General features: G+C 65.9%; 13 protein-coding genes. 9 read left to right on the forward strand and 4 right to left on the reverse strand.

All coding sequences use genetic code 11. The annotated features are described in order from the left end of the window. Nucleotides 1–32: 32 nt before the first annotated feature. The gene (smc, locus tag G4G71_RS19095) at nt 33–3,521 is read right to left on the reverse strand and encodes a chromosome segregation protein SMC (protein WP_169939550.1); all 3,489 of its coding nucleotides are present in this window, start codon (nt 3,519–3,521) and stop codon (nt 33–35) included. A 34-nt stretch (nt 3,522–3,555) separates the two neighbouring features. Next, a complete protein-coding gene (locus tag G4G71_RS19100; RefSeq protein WP_169939551.1) occupies nt 3,556–4,215 on the reverse strand; it encodes a GntR family transcriptional regulator in 660 nt (219 codons plus the stop codon). A 183-nt stretch (nt 4,216–4,398) separates the two neighbouring features. Here G4G71_RS19100 and G4G71_RS19105 point away from each other — a divergent pair, with 183 nt between their 5' ends. The 5 genes from G4G71_RS19105 (at nt 4,399) to guaD (ending at nt 12,195) form a co-directional block, all read left to right on the forward strand. Beyond that, a complete protein-coding gene (locus G4G71_RS19105) occupies nt 4,399–5,535 on the forward strand; it encodes an alkane 1-monooxygenase (RefSeq protein ID WP_169939552.1) in 1,137 nt (378 codons plus the stop codon). 320 nt (nt 5,536–5,855) lie between these two features. After that, entirely contained in the window at nt 5,856–7,319 is a 1,464-nt protein-coding gene (xdhA, locus tag G4G71_RS19110) for a xanthine dehydrogenase small subunit (protein ID WP_169939553.1), read from the forward strand. After that, nucleotides 7,312–9,702, forward strand: a complete 2,391-nt coding sequence (xdhB, locus tag G4G71_RS19115) for a xanthine dehydrogenase molybdopterin binding subunit (RefSeq protein ID WP_169939554.1) — start codon at nt 7,312–7,314, stop codon at nt 9,700–9,702. The genes xdhA and xdhB overlap by 8 nt, the downstream gene beginning before the upstream one ends. Before the next feature lie 186 nt (nt 9,703–9,888). Beyond that, the gene (gene xdhC, locus G4G71_RS19120) at nt 9,889–10,740 is read left to right on the forward strand and encodes a xanthine dehydrogenase accessory protein XdhC (RefSeq protein ID WP_169939555.1); all 852 of its coding nucleotides are present in this window, start codon (nt 9,889–9,891) and stop codon (nt 10,738–10,740) included. Nucleotides 10,741–10,890: 150 nt separating this feature from the next. Further along, nucleotides 10,891–12,195 (forward strand): guanine deaminase, encoded by a 1,305-nt coding sequence (guaD, locus tag G4G71_RS19125; RefSeq protein ID WP_169939556.1) that lies wholly within the window; start codon nt 10,891–10,893, stop codon nt 12,193–12,195. Between the two features lie 265 nt (nt 12,196–12,460). Here the strand turns inward: guaD and G4G71_RS19130 are convergent, their stop codons facing one another. Next, nucleotides 12,461–12,883, reverse strand: coding sequence for a universal stress protein (locus tag G4G71_RS19130; RefSeq protein ID WP_169939557.1), 423 nt, complete (start codon nt 12,881–12,883; stop codon nt 12,461–12,463). 164 nt (nt 12,884–13,047) lie between these two features. On the opposite strand from G4G71_RS19130, the gene G4G71_RS19135 reads away from it, so the two are divergent. The 4 genes from G4G71_RS19135 to G4G71_RS19150 all read left to right on the forward strand — a co-directional run bounded on the left by G4G71_RS19135 (nt 13,048) and on the right by G4G71_RS19150 (nt 18,240). Beyond that, nucleotides 13,048–13,971 (forward strand): LysR family transcriptional regulator, encoded by a 924-nt coding sequence (locus tag G4G71_RS19135; protein ID WP_037017040.1) that lies wholly within the window; start codon nt 13,048–13,050, stop codon nt 13,969–13,971. 163 nt (nt 13,972–14,134) lie between these two features. After that, nucleotides 14,135–15,718 carry an MFS transporter gene (locus G4G71_RS19140; protein ID WP_169939558.1) on the forward strand — a complete coding sequence of 528 codons (1,584 nt, stop codon included), beginning with the start codon at nt 14,135–14,137 and terminating at the stop codon, nt 15,716–15,718. 15 nt (nt 15,719–15,733) lie between these two features. Then, complete coding sequence (locus G4G71_RS19145; RefSeq protein WP_169939559.1) at nt 15,734–16,801, forward strand: HlyD family secretion protein; 1,068 nt, start codon at nt 15,734–15,736, stop codon at nt 16,799–16,801. Next, nucleotides 16,798–18,240 (forward strand): efflux transporter outer membrane subunit, encoded by a 1,443-nt coding sequence (locus tag G4G71_RS19150; protein ID WP_169939560.1) that lies wholly within the window; start codon nt 16,798–16,800, stop codon nt 18,238–18,240. The genes G4G71_RS19145 and G4G71_RS19150 overlap by 4 nt, the downstream gene beginning before the upstream one ends. A gap of 167 nt (nt 18,241–18,407) precedes the next feature. Here the strand turns inward: G4G71_RS19150 and G4G71_RS19155 are convergent, their stop codons facing one another. Then, a complete protein-coding gene (locus G4G71_RS19155) occupies nt 18,408–19,184 on the reverse strand; it encodes a GntR family transcriptional regulator (protein ID WP_054910392.1) in 777 nt (258 codons plus the stop codon). Between the last annotated feature and the right edge of the window lie 46 nt (nt 19,185–19,230).

Here is a 19,230-nt window from a genome sequence, read left to right on the forward strand (position 1 = left end):
CTTGCCAGCATAGCTCAAGTTCGCCCGGACGATCACGCTTCGGCGAGCGCAACTGCCTCTTCCACATCCACCGCCACCAGACGCGAACAACCCGGTTCGTGCATGGTCACGCCCATCAATTGATCGGCCATCTCCATGGCGATCTTGTTGTGGGTGATATAGATGAATTGCACTTTCTCCGACATCTCCTTCACCAGCCGCGCATAACGGCCGACGTTGGCATCGTCCAGCGGCGCGTCGACCTCGTCGAGCATGCAGAACGGTGCCGGGTTCAGCTGGAAGATCGCAAATACCAGCGCCAGAGCGGTCAGGGCCTTCTCGCCACCGGACAGAAGATGGATGGTGCTGTTCTTCTTGCCCGGCGGCCTCGCCATGATCGCTACCCCGGTATCGAGTAGATCCTCGCCGGTAAGTTCCAGATAGGCGTGACCGCCGCCGAAAACCTTGGGGAACAGTGCCTGAAGGCCAGCATTGATCTGGTCGAAGGTTTCCTTGAAGCGGTTGCGGGTTTCCTTGTCGATCTTGCGGATGACGTTTTCCAGGGTATCCAGCGCTTCCACCAGGTCGTCGTTCTGGTCGTCGAGGTAGCGTTTGCGCTCGGATTGCTGCTGGTACTCCTCGATCGCCGCGAGGTTGATCGGCCCCAGCCGGCCAATGCGCGCGGCCAGTTCTGCCAGGCGGATTTCCCAGATCTTCTCGGCGGCATCGTGAGGCAGAGTGCCCAGCACGCCGTGCAGGTCGTAGCCGTCCTCGTGGAGCTGCTCCTGCAGCGACTTGCGCCGCACGCTCAAGGCCTGCCACTCCATGCGCTGCTGTTCCAGCTGACCGCGCAGCAGTTGCGACTGCTGCTCGGCCTGGGTCCGGCGCTTCTCGGCATCGCGCAACTGGCGATCGGCGTCTTCCAGGGCAAGACGCGCGTGCTTGAGTTCGTCTTCCACCGCCATGCGCCGGTCGAGCAATTCCTCCAGGCGCATGCGTAATTCTTCCAGCGGCGCGGCGCCCTCCTCCAGGTTGAGATTGAGCTGCTCGCAGCGCTCGACCAGGCGCACCGCCTGGCTGTCCAAGCGCTCCAGCGCCTGGCGGGTGGATTCGTGCTGGGCACGCAGGGAACCAACCCGCACAGCCAACTGATGGGCCTGGTCCTTGTGCTGGCGGGATTCCTGGCGGATGCGGTCGAGTTTCTCGCGCATGCCGTCGCGCTCGGCGAGCAGCGACTCACGGCGCTCGGTATCCACCGCCATGGCGTCCAGTGCTTCCTGCAGGCTCAGGCGGGCTTCGCCCAGTTGCTCCTGCTCGATGGCGTGCTGCTCGGCCAGCTCGGCCAGTTCTTCGTCAAGACGGCGCCGGCGCAACGTCAACTGCTCGACCTTGGCCTGCTGCGCGGACAGCTGCGCCTTCAGTTCGCCCTGGCGGCGACCTTCGTCCTGCAGGCGGCGGCGCACCTGGTCGCGGCCTTCCTCGGCCTGACGCTGCTCGTCACGCAAGCGCACCAGCTGCTCGTCGATCTCGGCGAGGCGCTGCTCCAGCGTCTCTCGCTCGACATAAAGACGCTCAAGCTCCTGCCCACGCGCCAGCACGCCGCCATCGGCGGATTCGCCGCGGCGCACGCGCAGGAAGTTGCGGCCGACCCAGTAACCATCGCGGCTGACCAGGCTCTCGCCGTCGCCCAGCGAAGCGCGTTGGGCCAGCGCCTGATCCAGGGTTTCCACCGGGCGCACGCGGCCCAGCCAATAGCTCAGGTCGACATTCGTCTCGACCTTGTCCAGCAGGCTGCCGGGACGAGAAACCGCGCCAGCGGCCAGATCGAGCAGGCGCAGCTCGCCCTTCTCCAGCGCGTCGAACGGCAGCCCCTTCACATCGTCCAGCAGCACGCCATGCAGGTCGGCGCCGAGTACGGTTTCCACCGCCAGCTCCCAGCCCGCCTGCACGCGCAGCCCTTCGGCGAGGCGCGGGCGCTGTTCCAGGCCCTGTTGGCGCAGCCACTGCGCAGTGCCGTCGCCCGGATCGAGCGCGGCCTGCTGCAAGGCTTCCAGCGAGGCGATCCGTCCATTCAGACGTTGCAGCTCGCCCTGCGCCTGGTGCTGCGCGGCGGTGCTTTCCTGCAGAGACTGGCGCACGCGCTCCAGGCGCTCGGCCAGTTCCTGCTCTTCGATCTGTGACTCTTCCAGCAGCAACTCGATGGCGGCAACCTGTTCGCCCAATTCGAGGATCGCAGCGTCTTCCGGGTCAGCCGCCAGTTGTGTGCGTTCGTCGTTCAATCGGCGCTGACGCTCGGCCTGGCGCTCCAGGCTCTGCTCCAGGTGCTGGATGCGCGACTGCTGCACTTCGGCTTCGCGGCGCGGTTCAGCGCTCTGCTGGTTGAAGGCGTCCCAGCGCTGCTGCCAGTCGTGCATGCGCTGCTCGGCCTCTTCCAGGCCAACGGTGGCCTCTTCGGCGGCGGCGGCGCTGATTTCCTGCTCCGGGGCCAGGCGCTCCAGCTCTTCGGCCAGGGTGGCCAGCAGCGTGCGGTCGTGGCCCAGGTGGGATTCGGTTTCCTGGCGGGTTTTCTCCGCCTCGCGCAGGTCGTCCTGCAACTGGCGCAGGCGCTGCTGGCCGTGCTGGATGCTCTGCTCGACGCGGGCGATGTCGCCGCCGACGGAATAGAAGCGGCCCTGCACCTGGTTGAAGGTTTCCGACAGCTCATGGTGGCCGTCGCGCAGGCGCTCGATGCTCGCGTCCGCGCTGCGCTGCTCGGCCACCAGTGCCTCGAAGGCCACTTCCTGGTCGCCGATCACCTTTTCCTTCTGCCCGACCTGCTCGTTCAGGTCGCGCCAGCGCAGGGCGCCGAGCTGGGCCTTGAGGGTACGTTCCTCGGCCTTGAACTCCTGGTACTTCTCCGCCGACTGGGCCTGACGGTGCAGACGTTCGAGCTGGCGTTCCAGCTCTTCGCGTAGGTCGGTCAGGCGCGCGAGGTTTTCCTGGGTGCGGCGGATGCGGTTCTCGGTTTCGCGGCGGCGCTCCTTGTACTTGGAGATGCCGGCGGCTTCCTCGATGAAGTTGCGCAGGTCCTCGGGCTTGGCTTCGATCAGCTTGGAGATCATGCCCTGCTCGATGATCGAGTAGCTGCGCGGCCCGAGGCCGGTGCCGAGGAAGATGTCGGTGATGTCCCGGCGCCGGCACTTGGTGCCGTTGAGGAAGTAGGTGTTCTGGCCGTCGCGGGTCACGCGGCGGCGAATGGAAATCTCGGCGTAGCTGGCGTATTCGCCCAGCAGGGTCTGGTCGGAGTTGTCGAAGATCAGCTCGATGGACGCCTGGGTCACCGGCTTGCGGGTGTTGGAGCCATTGAAGATGACGTCGGTCATCGATTCGCCGCGGAGATTCTTCGCCGAACTCTCACCCATCACCCAGCGAACGGCGTCGATGATGTTGGACTTGCCGCAGCCGTTGGGACCAACCACCGCCGCCATGTTGCTCGGGAAATTGACCGTCGTCGGATCGACGAAGGACTTGAAGCCCGCCAGCTTGATGCACTTGAGCCGCATGCGCCCTCCCCCCCTTGTTCTTCTAGTAGCGAGCTTATCGTTCAGCCAGAGCGGCCAGGACCAGTTGGCTGTTGTGCCGACCGTAGTCGAGCAGCACCGCGCGGATGCCGGCTTCGTCGCGCCCGACCACCGCGCGCAGCAGGTCTTCGAAGCTGCCGATGAACTGACTCATCTCGCCTTTGCGGCGTTCCAGGGCCAGATGATAAGTGCGGCTGATGGCCGGCAGGAGATTTTCCACGGTTTCCTGCAGGTAGGGGTTGCCAGCGAACGGGAAGGCGGCGCGCATGATGTCGAAGCTGGATTCGACGAAGGCATTGATGTCGCCGCGCTCGAGGTTTTCCAGCAGGCGTTGCTGGATCGCCATGAAGGGCGCCAGGTCGACCTCCTCGCGCCAGGTTCGGGCCACGCTGCTGGCGAGCATGATGTACAGCTCGATGACCAGCGAATACAGGCTTTCGACGTGCGCCGGGGACAGTTCGGACACCTGCGCGCCGCGGCGCGGCAGGATTACCACCAGGTGGCGACGCTCCAGGATCAGCAGCGCCTCGCGCACCGAGCCACGGCTGACATTCAGGGTCTGGGTGACCTTCTGTTCCTGGATGCGCTCGCGCTCCTTGAGTTCGCCCCGGATGATGCGTTCGGCAAGGTGATGCGCGATCTGCTCAGCCAGGCTGTCCGGGGCCTTGAACGTCATGGTTGTCCTTAAGAATCGGGGCGCTTTCGAGGGGTTGGTGCGGAGGCGAAGTGTAACACAGGGTGTTACCGCGCCATCTCCTGTGCCGGGCGGACGACAGAACAAAGGTTGGTGCGTCCAGTGGCAGGAACAGGCGCAGGATTGTCCGACAATCCTACACAAGAGACGTATCGGGAGTCGTCCATGTTCGCCTTTTTCCTTTCCCCTGCCTGGATGTTGCGTCTCAAGAAAGCCGGCTACTGGATCTGGCTGGTGCCGGTGTTCGGTATTCCGGTGAGCTACTGGTGGTCTTACGGCAGCAACTACCCCAATGCCTGGGCCTGGCTGGTGATCACCGTGGTGTTCGGGGTAATCCCGCTGCTGGACTTCGTGGTCGGCCGCGATCCGGCCAATCCGGATGAGATCGAGGAAGTCCCGCCCATGGAGCGCGAGGGCTATTACCGCTTCCTCAGCCTGCTGACGGTGCCGCTGCTGCTGGGCATGCTGGTCTACGGCGGCTGGGTGCTGGCCACTTATGATGCCTGGAACTGGGTCGGCCAACTGGGCTGGATTCTTTCGGTCGGCACGGTGATGGGCGCCATCGGCATCACCGTCTCCCACGAGCTGATCCACAAGGACCCGGAACTGGAGCAGAACGCCGGCGGCCTGTTGCTGGCGGCGGTATGCTACGCGGGCTTCAAGGTGGAACACGTGCGCGGCCACCATGTGCACGTTTCTACGCCGGAAGATGCCTCGTCCTCGCGCTACGGCCAGAGCCTCTACGCCTTCCTGCCCCACGCCTACAAGCACAACTTCCTCAATGCCTGGAAGCTCGAGAAGGAGCGCCTCAAGCGCAAGGGCCTGCCGGCGCTGCACTGGCGCAATGAGCTGATCTGGTGGTACGTCATCAGCGTGCTGTTCCTGGTCGGATTCAGCGTCGCGTTCGGCTGGATCGGCGCGGTCTACTTCATCGGCCAGTCGGTGATGGCCTTCACCCTGCTGGAGATCGTCAACTACGTCGAACACTACGGGCTGCACCGCCGCCGCCTGGAAACCGGGCGCTACGAGCGGACCACCCACGAGCACTCCTGGAACAGCAACTTCCTGCTGACCAACCTGTTCCTCTTCCACCTGCAGCGCCACTCCGACCACCACGCCAACGCCAAGCGCCGCTACCAGGTGCTGCGGCACTTCGACGAAAGCCCGCAACTGCCCAACGGCTATGCCGGGATGATCGTCCTGGCGCTGTTCCCGCCGCTCTGGCGCGCGGTAATGGACCGCCGGGTGCGCGCCTACTACGCCGGCGAGGAATACCAGCTGAGCGCCACCCAGCAAGCCTGATCGACGAGTTCCACGCCTTGGTGGCAAGCCCTACCCCGGCTTGCCGCCTTTTTTTGCTCTCTGCCATCCCTGTAGGAGCGAGCTTGCTCGCGAAGCTCTTCGTCCGTTAAAAGCCGGTCGACCGGCACGGCGCACGTGTCTGCAACGGCGGTTCGCGAGCAAGCTCGCTCCTACGAAAAGCCGCTCCTTCCCCACCACTTGTCACCCCGGAAAAACTTTCTGACCTTTAGGACAGAAATTTTATTGACTCAAAAGTCAGCTTTCCATAAATTCGCCATCCAGTGCCCTACCAAAAACAAGAATCAGCCTGGAGGCAAGCCTTGATCAGGTTCCTGCTCAATCGCGAGCTGCGCGTCGAAGACCGCCTCGATCCCAATCTCACCGTGCTCAACTACCTGCGCCAGACCCTGGGCAAGACCGGCACCAAGGAGGGTTGCGCCTCCGGTGACTGCGGCGCCTGCACCGTGGTGGTCGGCGAGCTGGTCGGTGAAGAAGGTGCCAAGCGCATCCGCTACCGCACCCTCAACTCCTGTCTCACCTTCGTTTCCTCGTTGCACGGCAAGCAGCTGATCAGCGTCGATGACCTCAAGCACCGCGGCGAATTGCACGGCGTACAGCAGGCCATGGTCGACTGCCACGGCTCGCAGTGCGGCTTCTGCACCCCCGGCTTCGTCATGTCGCTGTTCGCCCTGCAGAAGAACACCGCGGGCGAAACCGCCGACGAGCGCAAGGCTGAAGCCCATGAAGCGCTGGCCGGCAACCTGTGCCGCTGCACCGGCTACCGCCCGATCCTCGACGCCGCCGAGCAGTCCTGCTGCCAGAAGCAGCCCGACCAGTTCGACGTCGCCCAGCCGGAAATCATCGCCCAGCTGAAAGCCATCGCGCCCAACGAGACTGCCGAGCTCAACAGCGGCGACAAGCGCTGCCTGCTACCGCTGACCATCGCCGATCTGGCCGATATCTACACCGCCAACCCGCAGGCGCGCCTGCTGGCCGGTGGCACCGACCTGGCCCTGGAAGTCACCCAGTTCCACCGCGAACTGCCGGTGATGATCTATGTCGGCCACGTCGAGGAAATGAAGCGCGTCGAAGTCTTCGACGACCGCATCGAGATCGGTGCGGCGACTCCGCTGACCGACTGCTATGAAGCGCTTTCCCGCGACTACCCGGACTTCGGCGAGCTGCTGCACCGCTTCGCCTCGCTGCAGATCCGCAACCAGGGCACCCTGGGCGGCAACATCGGCAACGCCTCCCCCATCGGCGACTCGCCGCCGCTGCTGATCGCCCTCGGCGCGCGCCTGGTACTGCGCAAGGGTGCCGAGCGCCGCGAGCTGCCCATCGACGAATACTTCATCGACTACAAGGTCACCGCGCGCCAGGAAGGCGAGTTCATCGAACAGGTGATCATCCCGCGCCCGCAGGCCAGCCAGGCGTTCCGCGCCTACAAGGTCTCCAAGCGCCTGGACGACGACATCTCCGCCGTGTGCGCCGCCTTCAGCGTCACCGTCGAGAACTGCAAGATCACCGCCGTGCGCACCGGTTTCGGCGGCATGGCGGCGATTCCCAAGCGCGCCAAGGCCTGCGAGGCTGCGCTGCTTGGCCAGACCTTCAACAGCGCCACCTTCGAACGCGCCGCACAGGCCCTGAGCGAAGATTTCGCGCCGCTCACCGACTTCCGTGCGAGCAAGGAATACCGCCTGCTCACCGCGCAGAACCTGCTGCGCAAGTGCTTCCTGGAACTGGAAGCCCCTCAGGCCGTGACCCGGGTGACCCACTATGCATAAGCCCCAGAAAAGCCAGGAAGAACTCACCGCGCTGTTCCGCGCCGACCTGACCACCGGCGTCGGCCGCAGCGTCAAGCACGAGAGCGCGCCCAAACACGTCAGCGGCGAAGCGCAATACATCGACGACCGCCTGGAATTCCCCAACCAGCTGCACGTCTACGCCCGCATGAGCGACCGCGCCCATGCGCGCATCACCAGGCTGGACGTCAGCCCCTGCTACCAGTTCCCCGGCGTCGCCATCGCCATCACCAAGGATGACGTGCCCGGCCAGCTGGACATCGGCCCGGTCGTCGCCGGCGACCCGCTGCTGGCGGACGGCAAGGTCGAGTACGTCGGCCAGATGGTCATCGCCGTCGCCGCCGACAGCCTGGAAACCGCGCGCAAGGCCGCCATGGCCGCGATCATCGAGTACGAGGACTTGGAACCGGTGCTCGACGTGGTCGAGGCGCTGCGCAAGAAGCACTTCGTGCTGGACAGCCACCAGCACAAGATCGGCGATTCGGAAGGCCAGTTGGCCACCGCGCCGAACCGCATCCAGGGCACCCTGCACATCGGCGGCCAGGAGCACTTCTACCTGGAGACGCAGATTTCCTCGGTGATGCCCACCGAAGACGGCGGCGTGATCGTCTATACCTCCACGCAGAACCCCACCGAAGTGCAGAAGCTGGTGGCCGAAGTGCTGGGCATCTCCTTCAACAAGGTGGTCATCGACATGCGCCGCATGGGTGGCGGCTTCGGCGGCAAGGAAACCCAGGCCGCTGCACCTGCCTGCCTGTGCGCGGTGATCGCGCGCCTCACCGGCCGCCCGACGAAGATGCGCCTGCCGCGCGTCGAAGACATGCAGATGACAGGCAAGCGCCACCCCTTCTATGTCGAGTACGACGTGGGTTTCGAGGATGACGGCCTGCTGCACGGCATCAACATCGAGCTGGCCGGCAACTGCGGCTACTCGCCGGACCTCTCCGGCTCCATCGTCGACCGCGCGATGTTCCACTCGGACAACGCCTACTTCCTCGGCAACGCCACGGTGAACGGTCACCGCTGCAAGACCAACACCGCGTCGAACACCGCCTACCGCGGCTTCGGCGGCCCGCAGGGCATGGTCGCCATCGAGGAGATCATGGACGCCGTCGCGCGCCATCTGGGCAAGGACCCGCTGGAAGTGCGCAAGCGCAACTACTACGGCAAGGACGAGCGCAACGTCACCCACTACTACCAGCAGGTCGAACACAACCTGCTGGAGGAAATGACCGAGGAACTGGAAGCCAGCGCCGAGTACGCCAAGCGCCGCGCCGAGATTCGAGCGTTCAACGCCAGCAGCCCGGTGCTGAAGAAAGGCCTGTCGCTGACTCCGGTGAAATTCGGCATCAGCTTCACCGCCACCTTCCTCAACCAGGCCGGTGCGCTGATCCACATCTACACCGATGGCAGCATCCACCTGAACCACGGCGGCACCGAGATGGGCCAGGGCCTGAACACCAAGGTCGCCCAGGTGGTCGCCGAGATCTTCCAGGTCGACATCGACCGCGTGCAGATCACCGCGACCAACACCGACAAGGTGCCCAACACCTCCCCGACCGCCGCATCCTCCGGTGCCGACCTGAACGGCAAGGCCGCGCAGAACGCCGCCGAAATCCTCAAGCAGCGCCTGGTGGAGTTCGCCGCCAAGCACTGGAAGGTCACCGAGGATGACATCGAGTTCCGCAATAACCAGGTGCGCGTGCGCGACCTGATCCTGCCGTTCGAGGAGCTGGTGCAGCAGGCCTACTTTGGCCAGGTATCGCTCTCCTCCACCGGCTTCTACCGCACGCCGAAGATCTACTACGACCGCAGCCAGGCGCGCGGCCGGCCGTTCTACTACTTCGCCTATGGCGTGTCCTGCTCGGAAGTGATCGTCGACACCCTCACCGGCGAGTACAAGATGCTGCGCAGCGACATCCTCCATGACGTCGGCGCCTCGCTGAACCCGGCCATCGACATCGGCCAGGTGGAAGGCGGCTTCGTCCAGGGCATGGGCTGGCTGACCATGGAAGAGCTGGTGTGGAACGCCAAGGGCAAGCTGATGACCAACGGCCCGGCGAGCTACAAGATCCCGGCCATCGCCGACATGCCCATCGACCTGCGGGTGAAGCTGGTGGAAAACCGCAAGAACCCGGAGCAGACGGTTTTCCACTCCAAGGCCGTCGGCGAGCCGCCGTTCATGCTGGGCATCTCGGTGTTCTGCGCGATCAAGGACGCCGTGGCGAGCCTGGCCGACTACCGCGCCCAGCCGCAGATCGACGCCCCTGCCACCCCCGAGCGCGTGCTCTGGGGCGTGGAGCAGATGCGCAAGCTGAAGCTGGCCCAGGCCGAGAAAGCACCGGCTCAGGTCGAGCCGGCGTGATGTGACCATGGGGCACCGCTGGCAGGGAGAGACGTCCCCACTTCCGTCCTCCGCCCTGCCAACGGTACCCCACCCTAAAGAAGAACCGTAGGAGCGGACTCCGTCCGCGATAGGTCCGCATCACGCCGGATGCAATCGCGGACAGAGTCCGCTCCTACGCAAAGCCCAACCTTGAGGTTCGTCACGATGAACTGGATCAGTGCCCTCGCCGACCTGCAACAGCGCGCCGAAGCCAGCGTGCTGGTGACCATCATCGAAGAACGAGGCTCGACCCCGCGCAACGCCGGCTCGAAGATGGTCGTCAGCGCCGACAAGATCTACGACACCATCGGCGGCGGCCACCTCGAATTCAAGGCCATGGCCATCGCGCGGGAAATGCTGCTGGCCCGCGAGCGCGAGCCGAAGCTGGAGCGCTTCAGCCTCGGCGCCAGCCTCGGCCAGTGCTGCGGCGGCGCCACCGTGCTGCTGTTCGAACCCATGGGCCAGCCCCAGGCGCACATCGCCGTGTTCGGCGCCGGCCATGTCGGCCGCGCCCTGGTACCGCTGCTTGCCAGCCTGCCGTGCAAGGTGCGCTGGATCGACTCGCGGGAAACCGAGTTTCCCGACTACATCCCTGAGGGCGTCACCCGCGCGATCAACGAGGATGTGATCGACGAGATCGACGAAATGCCCGCTGGTAGCTACTTCATCGTCATGACCCACAACCACGCCCTGGACCTGGAGCTGACCGCGAAGATCCTCGAGCGCAACGACTTCACCTACTTCGGCCTGATCGGCTCGGACACCAAGCGCGCCAAGTTCGAACACCGCCTGCGCGACCGCGGTTTCGCCGCCGACACAGTGCAGCGCATGCGCTGCCCCATGGGCATCAGCGAAGTGAAGGGCAAGCTGCCGGTTGAGATCGCCGTGTCCATTGCCGGCGAAGTCATCGCCACCTACAACGCCACCTTCGGTCAGGAGACCGGCAAGGGCGAGAACACCGTGGCCAAACTGTTACCCAACAGCCGCCGCGCGCGCACCGCCGAAAGCGGCGCCTGATAGCCCGATTGCCGGCCACGTGTGATGGGTATCGCTGCGCTCCACCCATCCTACAAAAAAAGACCCAGCGTTCCGTAGGATGGGTGGAGCGAAGCGATACCCATCGAACAGCGTCCAAAGACGCGATATTTTTCGATTTGCGAGAGATTGATGAGCACTCAAGCCAAAGCCTACCGCGCCAGCATCCTGCACAGCGTCGCCGACCCGGCCGAAGTCGGCGTGGAGCAGTCCTACCAGTATTTCGAGGACGGCATCCTGCTGGTGGAAGACGGCAAGGTCGCCCGCCTCGGCCACGCCGCCGAGCTGCTGCCGCAACTGGGCGGCGTGGAAGTGGTCGAGTACCGCGACGCGCTGATCACCCCCGGCTTCATCGACACCCACATCCACTACCCGCAGACCGGCATGATCGCCTCCTACGGCGAGCAACTGCTGGACTGGCTGAACACCTACACCTTCCCCACCGAGAAGCAGTTCGCCGACCCGGCCCACGCCGCCGATGTCGCCGGCATCTTCCTCAAGGAACTGCTGCGCGCCGGCACCACCACCGCGCTGGTGTTCGGTACCGTGCACCCGCAGTCGGTGGACGCCCTGTTCGACGCCGCCGAGAAGCTCGACCTGCGCCTGATCGCCGGTAAGGTGATGATGGACCGCAATGCCCCGGACTACCTGACCGATACCGCCGAAAGCAGCTACACCGACAGCAAGGCGCTGATCGAGCGCTGGCACGGCAAGGGCCGCCTGCTCTACGCGGTGACCCCGCGCTTCGCCCCGACCAGCACCCCGGAACAGCTCGACGCCGCTGGCCGCCTGCTCAAGGAGTTCCCGGGCGTGTACCTGCACACGCACCTGTCGGAAAACCTCAAGGAAATCGAGTGGGTCAAGGAGCTGTTCCCGGAGCGCAAGGGCTATCTGGACGTCTACGACCACCACGGCCTGCTCGGCCCGCGCTCGGTATTCGCCCACGGTGTGCACCTGTGCGACGGCGAGTGCCAGCGCCTGTCGGAAACCGGCTCGTCCGTGGCCTTCTGCCCGACCTCCAACCTGTTCCTCGGCAGCGGCCTGTTCGACCTGGCGAAGCTGGAGAAGCACAAGGTGAAAGTCGGCCTGGGCACCGACGTCGGCGCCGGCACCAGCTTCTCCCAGCTGCAATCGCTGAACGAGGCCTACAAGGTCATGCAGCTGCAGGGCATCAAGCTCGACCCGTTCAAGTCGCTGTACCTGGCCACTCTCGGTGGCGCCCGCGCACTGGAGCTGGAAGACAAGGTCGGCAGCTTCGCCCAGGGCAACGAGGCCGACTTCGTGGTCCTCGACTACAAGGCCACCCCGCTGCTGGACTACCGCCTGCAGCAGGCGAAAACCCTGGAGGAGAAACTCTTCGCACTGGTCATCCTCGGCGACGACCGTACCGTGAAGGAAACCTTCGCGCACGGCCGCAACGTGCATCGCCGCGGTTGACCCCTTACGGCTTCGGCGCCGGGTCCTCGCTCAGGACCAACCCGGCGCCGGGGCCGCTTTTCTTTCCACGATGCGTGGCGCCGCTATTTCGGTGCCAGGCTTCCCTGCGTGCGTAGGAGCGGACTCCGTCCGCGATCGATTCCCGGCAACGCGACGGTGCCAACCTGGGTTCGCGAGCAAGCTCGCTCCTACGAAGAGCGCATCAGTACGAACCTGTAGGAGCGAGCTTGCTCGCGAACCGCACGACACCGAGCCAACAGGCACGCTACTCCCTCACCTCGACCAACACCGGGCACGGCGCCCGCTCGATCACCCGCTGCCCCACCGATGGGTCCAGCAGCCGTTCGATGCGCCCCAGATGCCGGTGCCCGATCACGATGAGGTCGCACTCCAGCCGCTCCGCCTCGCGCAGGATCGCCCGCGCAGGATCACCGGCCACCACCGCTCCCGTCGCCACACACGGCTGCAACTGCACCACGGCGTCATCCACCAGCGCCTGGGCCTCGTGCTGCTCCTGCTCCGCCGGCGGGTACTCCAGCGCATCCTGGCGCGGCATGGCGAAAGCGCGGTCCACGGCGCATACCACATGCACCAGCGCATCACTGCACCGCGCCAACTCGGCGGCACTGGCAATGATCCTCGGCGACTGCGCCGCGCCGTCGATGGCCAGAAGAATCCGCTTGAACATGCCTTTCTCCTTCATGAAACGAAATCCGCCGCCATTCTTCGGGCCAGGGCGCGCACCGTAAAGGCACGAAAAACGTAATGAACCATTGCGTCAAACGCACGCTTGCCCATCTAGCCCGTCACAATGGAACATGAATGGCAACGTGCCAAACCTTCGGAGTCACCATGGCCCTGCCCGATCTCAACCTGCTGGTCGCCCTCAACATCCTGCTGGAAGAAGGCAGCGTGGTCGGCGCCGCGCGGCGCATGCACCTCAGCCCGCCGGCGATGAGCCGCACCCTGTCGCGCATCCGCGAAGCGGTCGGCGACCCGATCATGGTCCGTGCCGGGCGCAACCTGGTGCCGACGCCGCGCGCACTGCAGTTGCGCGAGGAAGTCAGCGACCTGGTGGAACACGCCATGCGCCTGTTCAATGCCAAGGAAAACCTGCGCATGGACCAGCTCGAGCGCTGCTTCGTGCTGCGCTCCAACAACGTACTGGTGGGCGGCTTTGCCTCGCGCATGCTGGCGGTGATGAAGGAAGAAGCGCCGCGCTGCAGCCTGCGCATCGCTCCCGAAGCCGACTTCGACGACGAAGCCCTGCGGCAGAACCGCATCGACCTCTACATTGGCGCCACCTCGACGCTGGAGCCGGAAATCCGCACGCAGACGCTGTTCACCACCAACTTCGTCGGCCTGGCGCGGCGCGACCACCCGATCTTCGATGACGAGATCACCCCGGAGCGCTTCGCTTCGTTTCCGCAGATCAGCGTGTCCCGCCGCGGCCGAGCCATCGGGCCAATCGACGAGGAACTGGCGAACCTCGGCCTGCGCCGCGAAATCCGCCTCACCGCGCCGACCTTCCACTCCTCGATCTTCGCCCTGCTGGAATCCGACCTGGTACTGCCCATCGCCGAGCATTCGCTGTGGCGCCTCGACCGCCTGGGCTTCGCCCTGCGCCAGTTCGACATCCCGCTGCCGCTGAAATCCGTGGTGATCCTCCAGGCCTGGCACCCGCGCTTCGACAACGACCCCGCACACAGCTGGCTGCGGCAGACGGTGAAGCGTGTGTGCATCGAATTGCGCGAGAGCTCCGGCCTGCTGAGCTGATTGCGCGACCAGTGCGCCATACGCACTGATTAGCTGCAATCATTTCAATTTCCACAGCTATCGACCTTCCCTAGACTCGGTCGCAAATACCCGAGTTGATTCCTATGCCTTGCACATCACCGCCTACCGGCGGCGGCATCGGCCACCCCCGCGGAGGCCGGCCATGACCGCGCTCGCCCCGATTTCCGCCGCCAGTCCGCAACCGGCCAAGCCCGTCACGCCAGCCGCCCCCCAGCCGTTCGGCCTGCGCATCGTGGTCGGCATGCTCGGCGTGCTGATCGCCTCCCTCAGCGCCGGGCTCAACGAGAAGGTCACCGACCTGGCCATGACCGACGTGCGCGGCGCGCTGTCCATCGGCCATGACGAAGGCACCTGGCTGCTCGCCCTCTATTCGGCGGCGCAGGTCGCCGCCATGGCCTTCGCGCCCTGGTTCTCGGTCACCGTGTCGCTGCGCCGCTTCACCCTCGGCGCCATCGCCTGCTTTGCCCTGCTCGCGCTGCTCTGCCCGTTCGCGCCGAACGTCGAGACGCTCTACCTGTTGCGCCTGCTGCAAGGCTTCGCCGGCGGCTGCATGCCGCCGATGCTGATGACCGTGGCGCTGCGCTTCCTGCCGCCGGGCGTCAAGCTCTACGGCCTGGGCGCCTATGCGCTGACCGCCACCTTCGCGCCCAACCTGGGCATGCCGCTGGCCGCGCTGTGGACCGAGTTCGTCGGCTGGCAGTGGGTGTTCTGGCAGGTCATCCCGCTCTGCGCCGTGGCGCTGGCCGCCGTCGCCTGGGGCATCCCGCAGGACCCACTACGCCTGGAGCGCTTGCGCCAGTTCGACACCATCGGCCTCGCACTCGGCCTGCCGGGCATCCTGATGCTGGTGATCGGTCTGCTGCAGGGCGAGCGCCTGAACTGGTTCGAGTCGGACCTGATCACCCTGCTGGTGATCGGCGGCGCCGGGCTGCTGGTGGCGTTCTTCGTCAACGAGTGGACGCATCCGCTGCCGTTCTTCCGCCTGGACATCCTCAAGCGGCGCAACTTCACCCACTCGCTGATCACCCTCGCCGGCGTGCTGGTGGTGCTCGGCGCGTGCTCCGGCGTGCCGGCGTCCTACCTCGCCTCCGCCCACGGTTATCGCCCGCTGCAATCGGCGCCCATGGCACTGCTGGTAGCGCTGCCGCAACTGGTCTCGCTGCCGCTGATCGCTGCACTGTGCAACATCCCGCGGGTGGATTGCCGCTGGGTGCTGGCCATCGGCATCAGCCTGTGCGGGCTCTCGGCCTTCGGCATGAGCCAGCTCACCAGCGAGTGGACGCGGGAGAACTTCTACGCCCTGCTGGCGTTGCAGATCATCGGCCAGCCGATGGCCGTGGTGCCGCTACTGATGTCCGCCACCAGCGTCGTTGCGCCCATCGAAGGACCGTTCGCCTCGGCCTGGTTCAACAGCGTGCGCGGCTTCTCCGCGGTGCTGGGTAGCGCCATCGTGTCGTTCCTGATGACCTGGCGCGAGCACTACCACTCCAATCGCCTGGTCGACCATCTGGGCAACGCCCAGCAGGCCCTCGGCCTGCGCCTGGAGCAACTGGGCGGCGCCGAAAACGTCGGCCGCCTGGCCGGCCAGGTGCGCGGCCAGGCCGGCGTGCTCGCCGCCTCCGACACGTTGCTGGCGATGTCCTGGCTGGCCGCCGCCCTGCTCGTTCTGATTCCGCTGATGCCGCTGCGGGTCTATCCGCCGCGCCCCGTCATCCCCAACCACTGATTCAAAGGTCTGCCCATGTCGAAACTCAGCTCCCGTCGCGGCAGTCTGGCCCTGGTTGCCGTGCTGCTGCTCGCCCTTGTCGTCTACCTGCTGCTGCGCCTGCTCGGCCCGAGCCGTGAGCAGAGCACGGACGACGCCTACATCCACGCGGACTTCACCCTGGTGGCGCCGAAAGTCGCCGGCTTCATCGAGGAAGTGCTGGTGGAAGACAACCAGTCGGTGAAGGCCGGGCAGGTCCTGGCGCGCATCGACGCCCGCGACTACCGCGCCGCGCTGGATGCCGCCGAAGCCGACGTGCTGGCCGCCGAGGCGCGTCATCACCACGTCGCCGCCGACCTCGAACGCCAGCAGGCAGTGATCGCCCAGTCCGCCGCCCAGGTGCAAGCCGACCAGGCCGCGCTGACCTTCGCCACACAGGAACTCAACCGCTACCAGCACCTCGCCACTCAGGGCGCCGGCACCTTGCAGAACGCCCAGCAGGCGCGCTCGCACGTCGACTCGGCGAAGGCCGTGCTGGACAAGAACAAGGCCGCCGCCCTCGCCGCTCGCAAGCAACTCGACGTACTACTGGCGCAGCAGGCCGAAGCCCTCGGCGCGCTGAAGCGCGGGCAGGCGCAGTTGCAGCAGGCGCAACTCAACCTGTCGTACACCGAAATCCGCGCCCCCTTCGACGGCATGGTCGGCCGCCGCGCCGTGCGCGTGGGCGCCTACACCACGCCGGGCAATGCATTGCTGGCGGTGGTGCCGCTGCAGGACGCCTATGTGGTCGGCAACTTCCAGGAAACCCAGCTCACCGACGTGCAGCCCGGCCAGATGGTCGAGATCAGCATCGACACCTTTCCTGGCGAGAAACTGCGCGGCCACGTCGACAGCATCGCCCCGGCCACCGGCCTGAGCTTCGCGCCCATCGCCCCGGACAACGCCACGGGCAACTTCACCAAGATCGTCCAGCGCATCCCGGTGAAGATCGTCCTCGACGCCGACCAGCCGCTGCGCGACAGGCTGCGCGTAGGCATGTCGGTGATTGCGCGGATCGACACCGGCAAACACGCCGACGGTGAGCAGAAGGTGGCCGTGCAATGATCGCCGCCCGCACGCCTCTGTTTCTGGCCCTGCTCGCGCTCGGCGCCTGCAGTGTGGGCCCGGATTTCCAACGCCCGAAAGATGCCGACTCGGTGGGCTGGACCGCCCAGCGCGGCAACACGCCGAGCCGGACGCTCAACGCCCCGCTGGAAGCGCAGTGGTGGACCCTGTTGGGCGACCCGCAACTGGATGACCTGCAACGCCGCGTAGCGAATGCCAACCTCGACCTGCGCGAAGCCGATGCACGCCTGCAGCAGAGCCGGGCGATCCGCCAGGCACTAGGCGGCGATGCCGTGCCCAACGTCGGCGCGGACCTGGGCTACCAGCGCAAGCGCAACAGCGAGGTCGGCCTGAGCGACCCGTCCGGCAAAGCGGGCAAGGACAACTTCAACCAGCTCGATGGCGGCTTCGATCTGTCCTGGGAGCTGGACTTCTGGGGCCGAGTGCGCCGCGAGCTGGAGGCCGCCGACGCCAACGTGCAGGCGACGGAGGAAAGCCGCCGCGACGTGCTGGTCTCGGTCCTCGCCGAAACTGCGCGCAACTACCTGCAACTGCGCACCGAGCAGGATCTGGAAGCGATCATCCGCAGCAACCTCGAGATCGCCCAGCGCAGCCTGGACCTCACTCGCATGCGCCGTGCCGACGGCGTCGCCACCGAGTTGGACGTGGCCGAAGCGCTGACCCAGGTGGCCAGCATCGAAGCTCGCCTGCCCGACAGCCAGAAGCGCCAGGCGCGACTGATCAACGCCCTGGGCTACCTGCTCGGCGAAGCTCCCGGCGCCCTGCAAGCTGAACTCGCGCAGGCCAAGCCGGTGCCGCAGCCACCGCGCGGCGTGCCAGTCGGCCTGCCCTCGGAACTGGCCCAGCGCCGCCCGGATATCCGCCGTGCCGAGGCAACGTTGCACGCTGCCACCGCCAGCATCGGCGTGGCCAAGGCGGATTTCTACCCGCGTATCAGCCTCAATGGCAGCTTCGGCTTCCAGGCATTGCAGTTGTCCAACTTCGGCGACTGGAACAGCCGCGCCTTTGGCATAGGCCCGAGCCTGTCGTTGCCGATCTTCGAGGGCGGCCGGCTGAAGGGTATGCTTGCGCTGCGCGAGGCGCAGCAGCAGGAATCGGCCATCGCCTACCGGCGCACCGTGCTCAATGCCTGGAGGGAAGTGGACGACGCGCTCACCGACTACGCCGCCGACCAGCGCCGCCTGGCCAGCCTGGACACCGCTGCCGAACATGGCCGCACCGCCCTGGCCAACGCCCGCGAGCAGTACAAGGCTGGCGCCGTGGACTTCCTCAACGTGCTCAGCGCGCAGCGCGAACTGCTGGCCACCGAGGAACAGCAGGTGCGCGGCCGCGAAGCCGTGGCGACCACCCTCGTGCTGCTCTACAAGTCACTGGGTGGCGGCTGGCAGCAGGCCGAGGAAAGCGCCCAGAACCTGTAGGAGCGAGCTTGCTCGCGAACGCATCGCACCTTGAGTCTCCGGCGCGTGGCAGGTTCGCGAGCAAGCTCGCTCCTACGAAAAGCACTCCGCGCCAGGACAAATACGAAAAGCCCCCGTGCAGAAACGAAAAAGCCCCGCAGATGCGGGGCTTTTTTCTGGCTCGGCGATCAGGCCGCCGAGTCGGCGTCGGCCTTGCTGCGGCGCGGCTTCTTCTTGCCGGCCAGCAGGTGCGAGAACACCGCATGCAGGTCGCCGGAGGCGCCGTCCACATCCAGGTTCAGCTTGTCGTCGATGTGCGCCATGTGGTGCATCATCAGGGTCACGGCCTTTTCCTTGTCGCCCTTCTCGATGGCGTCGAGGATTTCGTTGTGCTCGTCGAACGAGCAGTGCGAGCGGCCACCGCTTTCGTACTGGGCGATGATCAGCGAGGTCTGTGAGACCAGGCTGCGCTGGAACACCACCAGAGGGGCGTTCTTCGCCATCTCGGCGAGCTTGAGGTGGAATTCGCCGGAAAGGCGGATACCGGCGCCACGGTCACCACGGGCGAAGCTGGATTGCTCCTGCTTCACCATGTCACGCAGCTCGGCCAGGGTTTCGCCGCTGGCGTTGTCCACGGCCAGCTCGGTGATCGCGCGCTCGACGGTGCGGCGGGCGAAGAGGATCTGCCGGGCTTCGTCGATGCTCGGGCTGGCCACCACCGCACCGCGGTTCGGGCGCAGCAGCACGACCTGCTCGTGAGCCAGGCGCGACAGGGCGCGGCGGATGATGGTGCGGCTGACACCGAAGATTTCGCCCAGGGCTTCTTCGCTCAGCTTGGTGCCGGGAGCCAGGCGCTGTTCGAGGATGGCATCGAAGATATGCGCGTAGACGATCTCGTCCTGAGTGCCGCTGCGCGCCTTGCCATTGCGCGGCTGCTTCCTGATCTGTTGCAACTGGTCGGTCATCGGAGTCGAACCCTGCTCAGCCGGTGCGAACCGGCGCGAAATCCGT

Source organism: Pseudomonas multiresinivorans (assembly GCF_012971725.1).
Taxonomy (GTDB): domain Bacteria; phylum Pseudomonadota; class Gammaproteobacteria; order Pseudomonadales; family Pseudomonadaceae; genus Pseudomonas; species Pseudomonas multiresinivorans.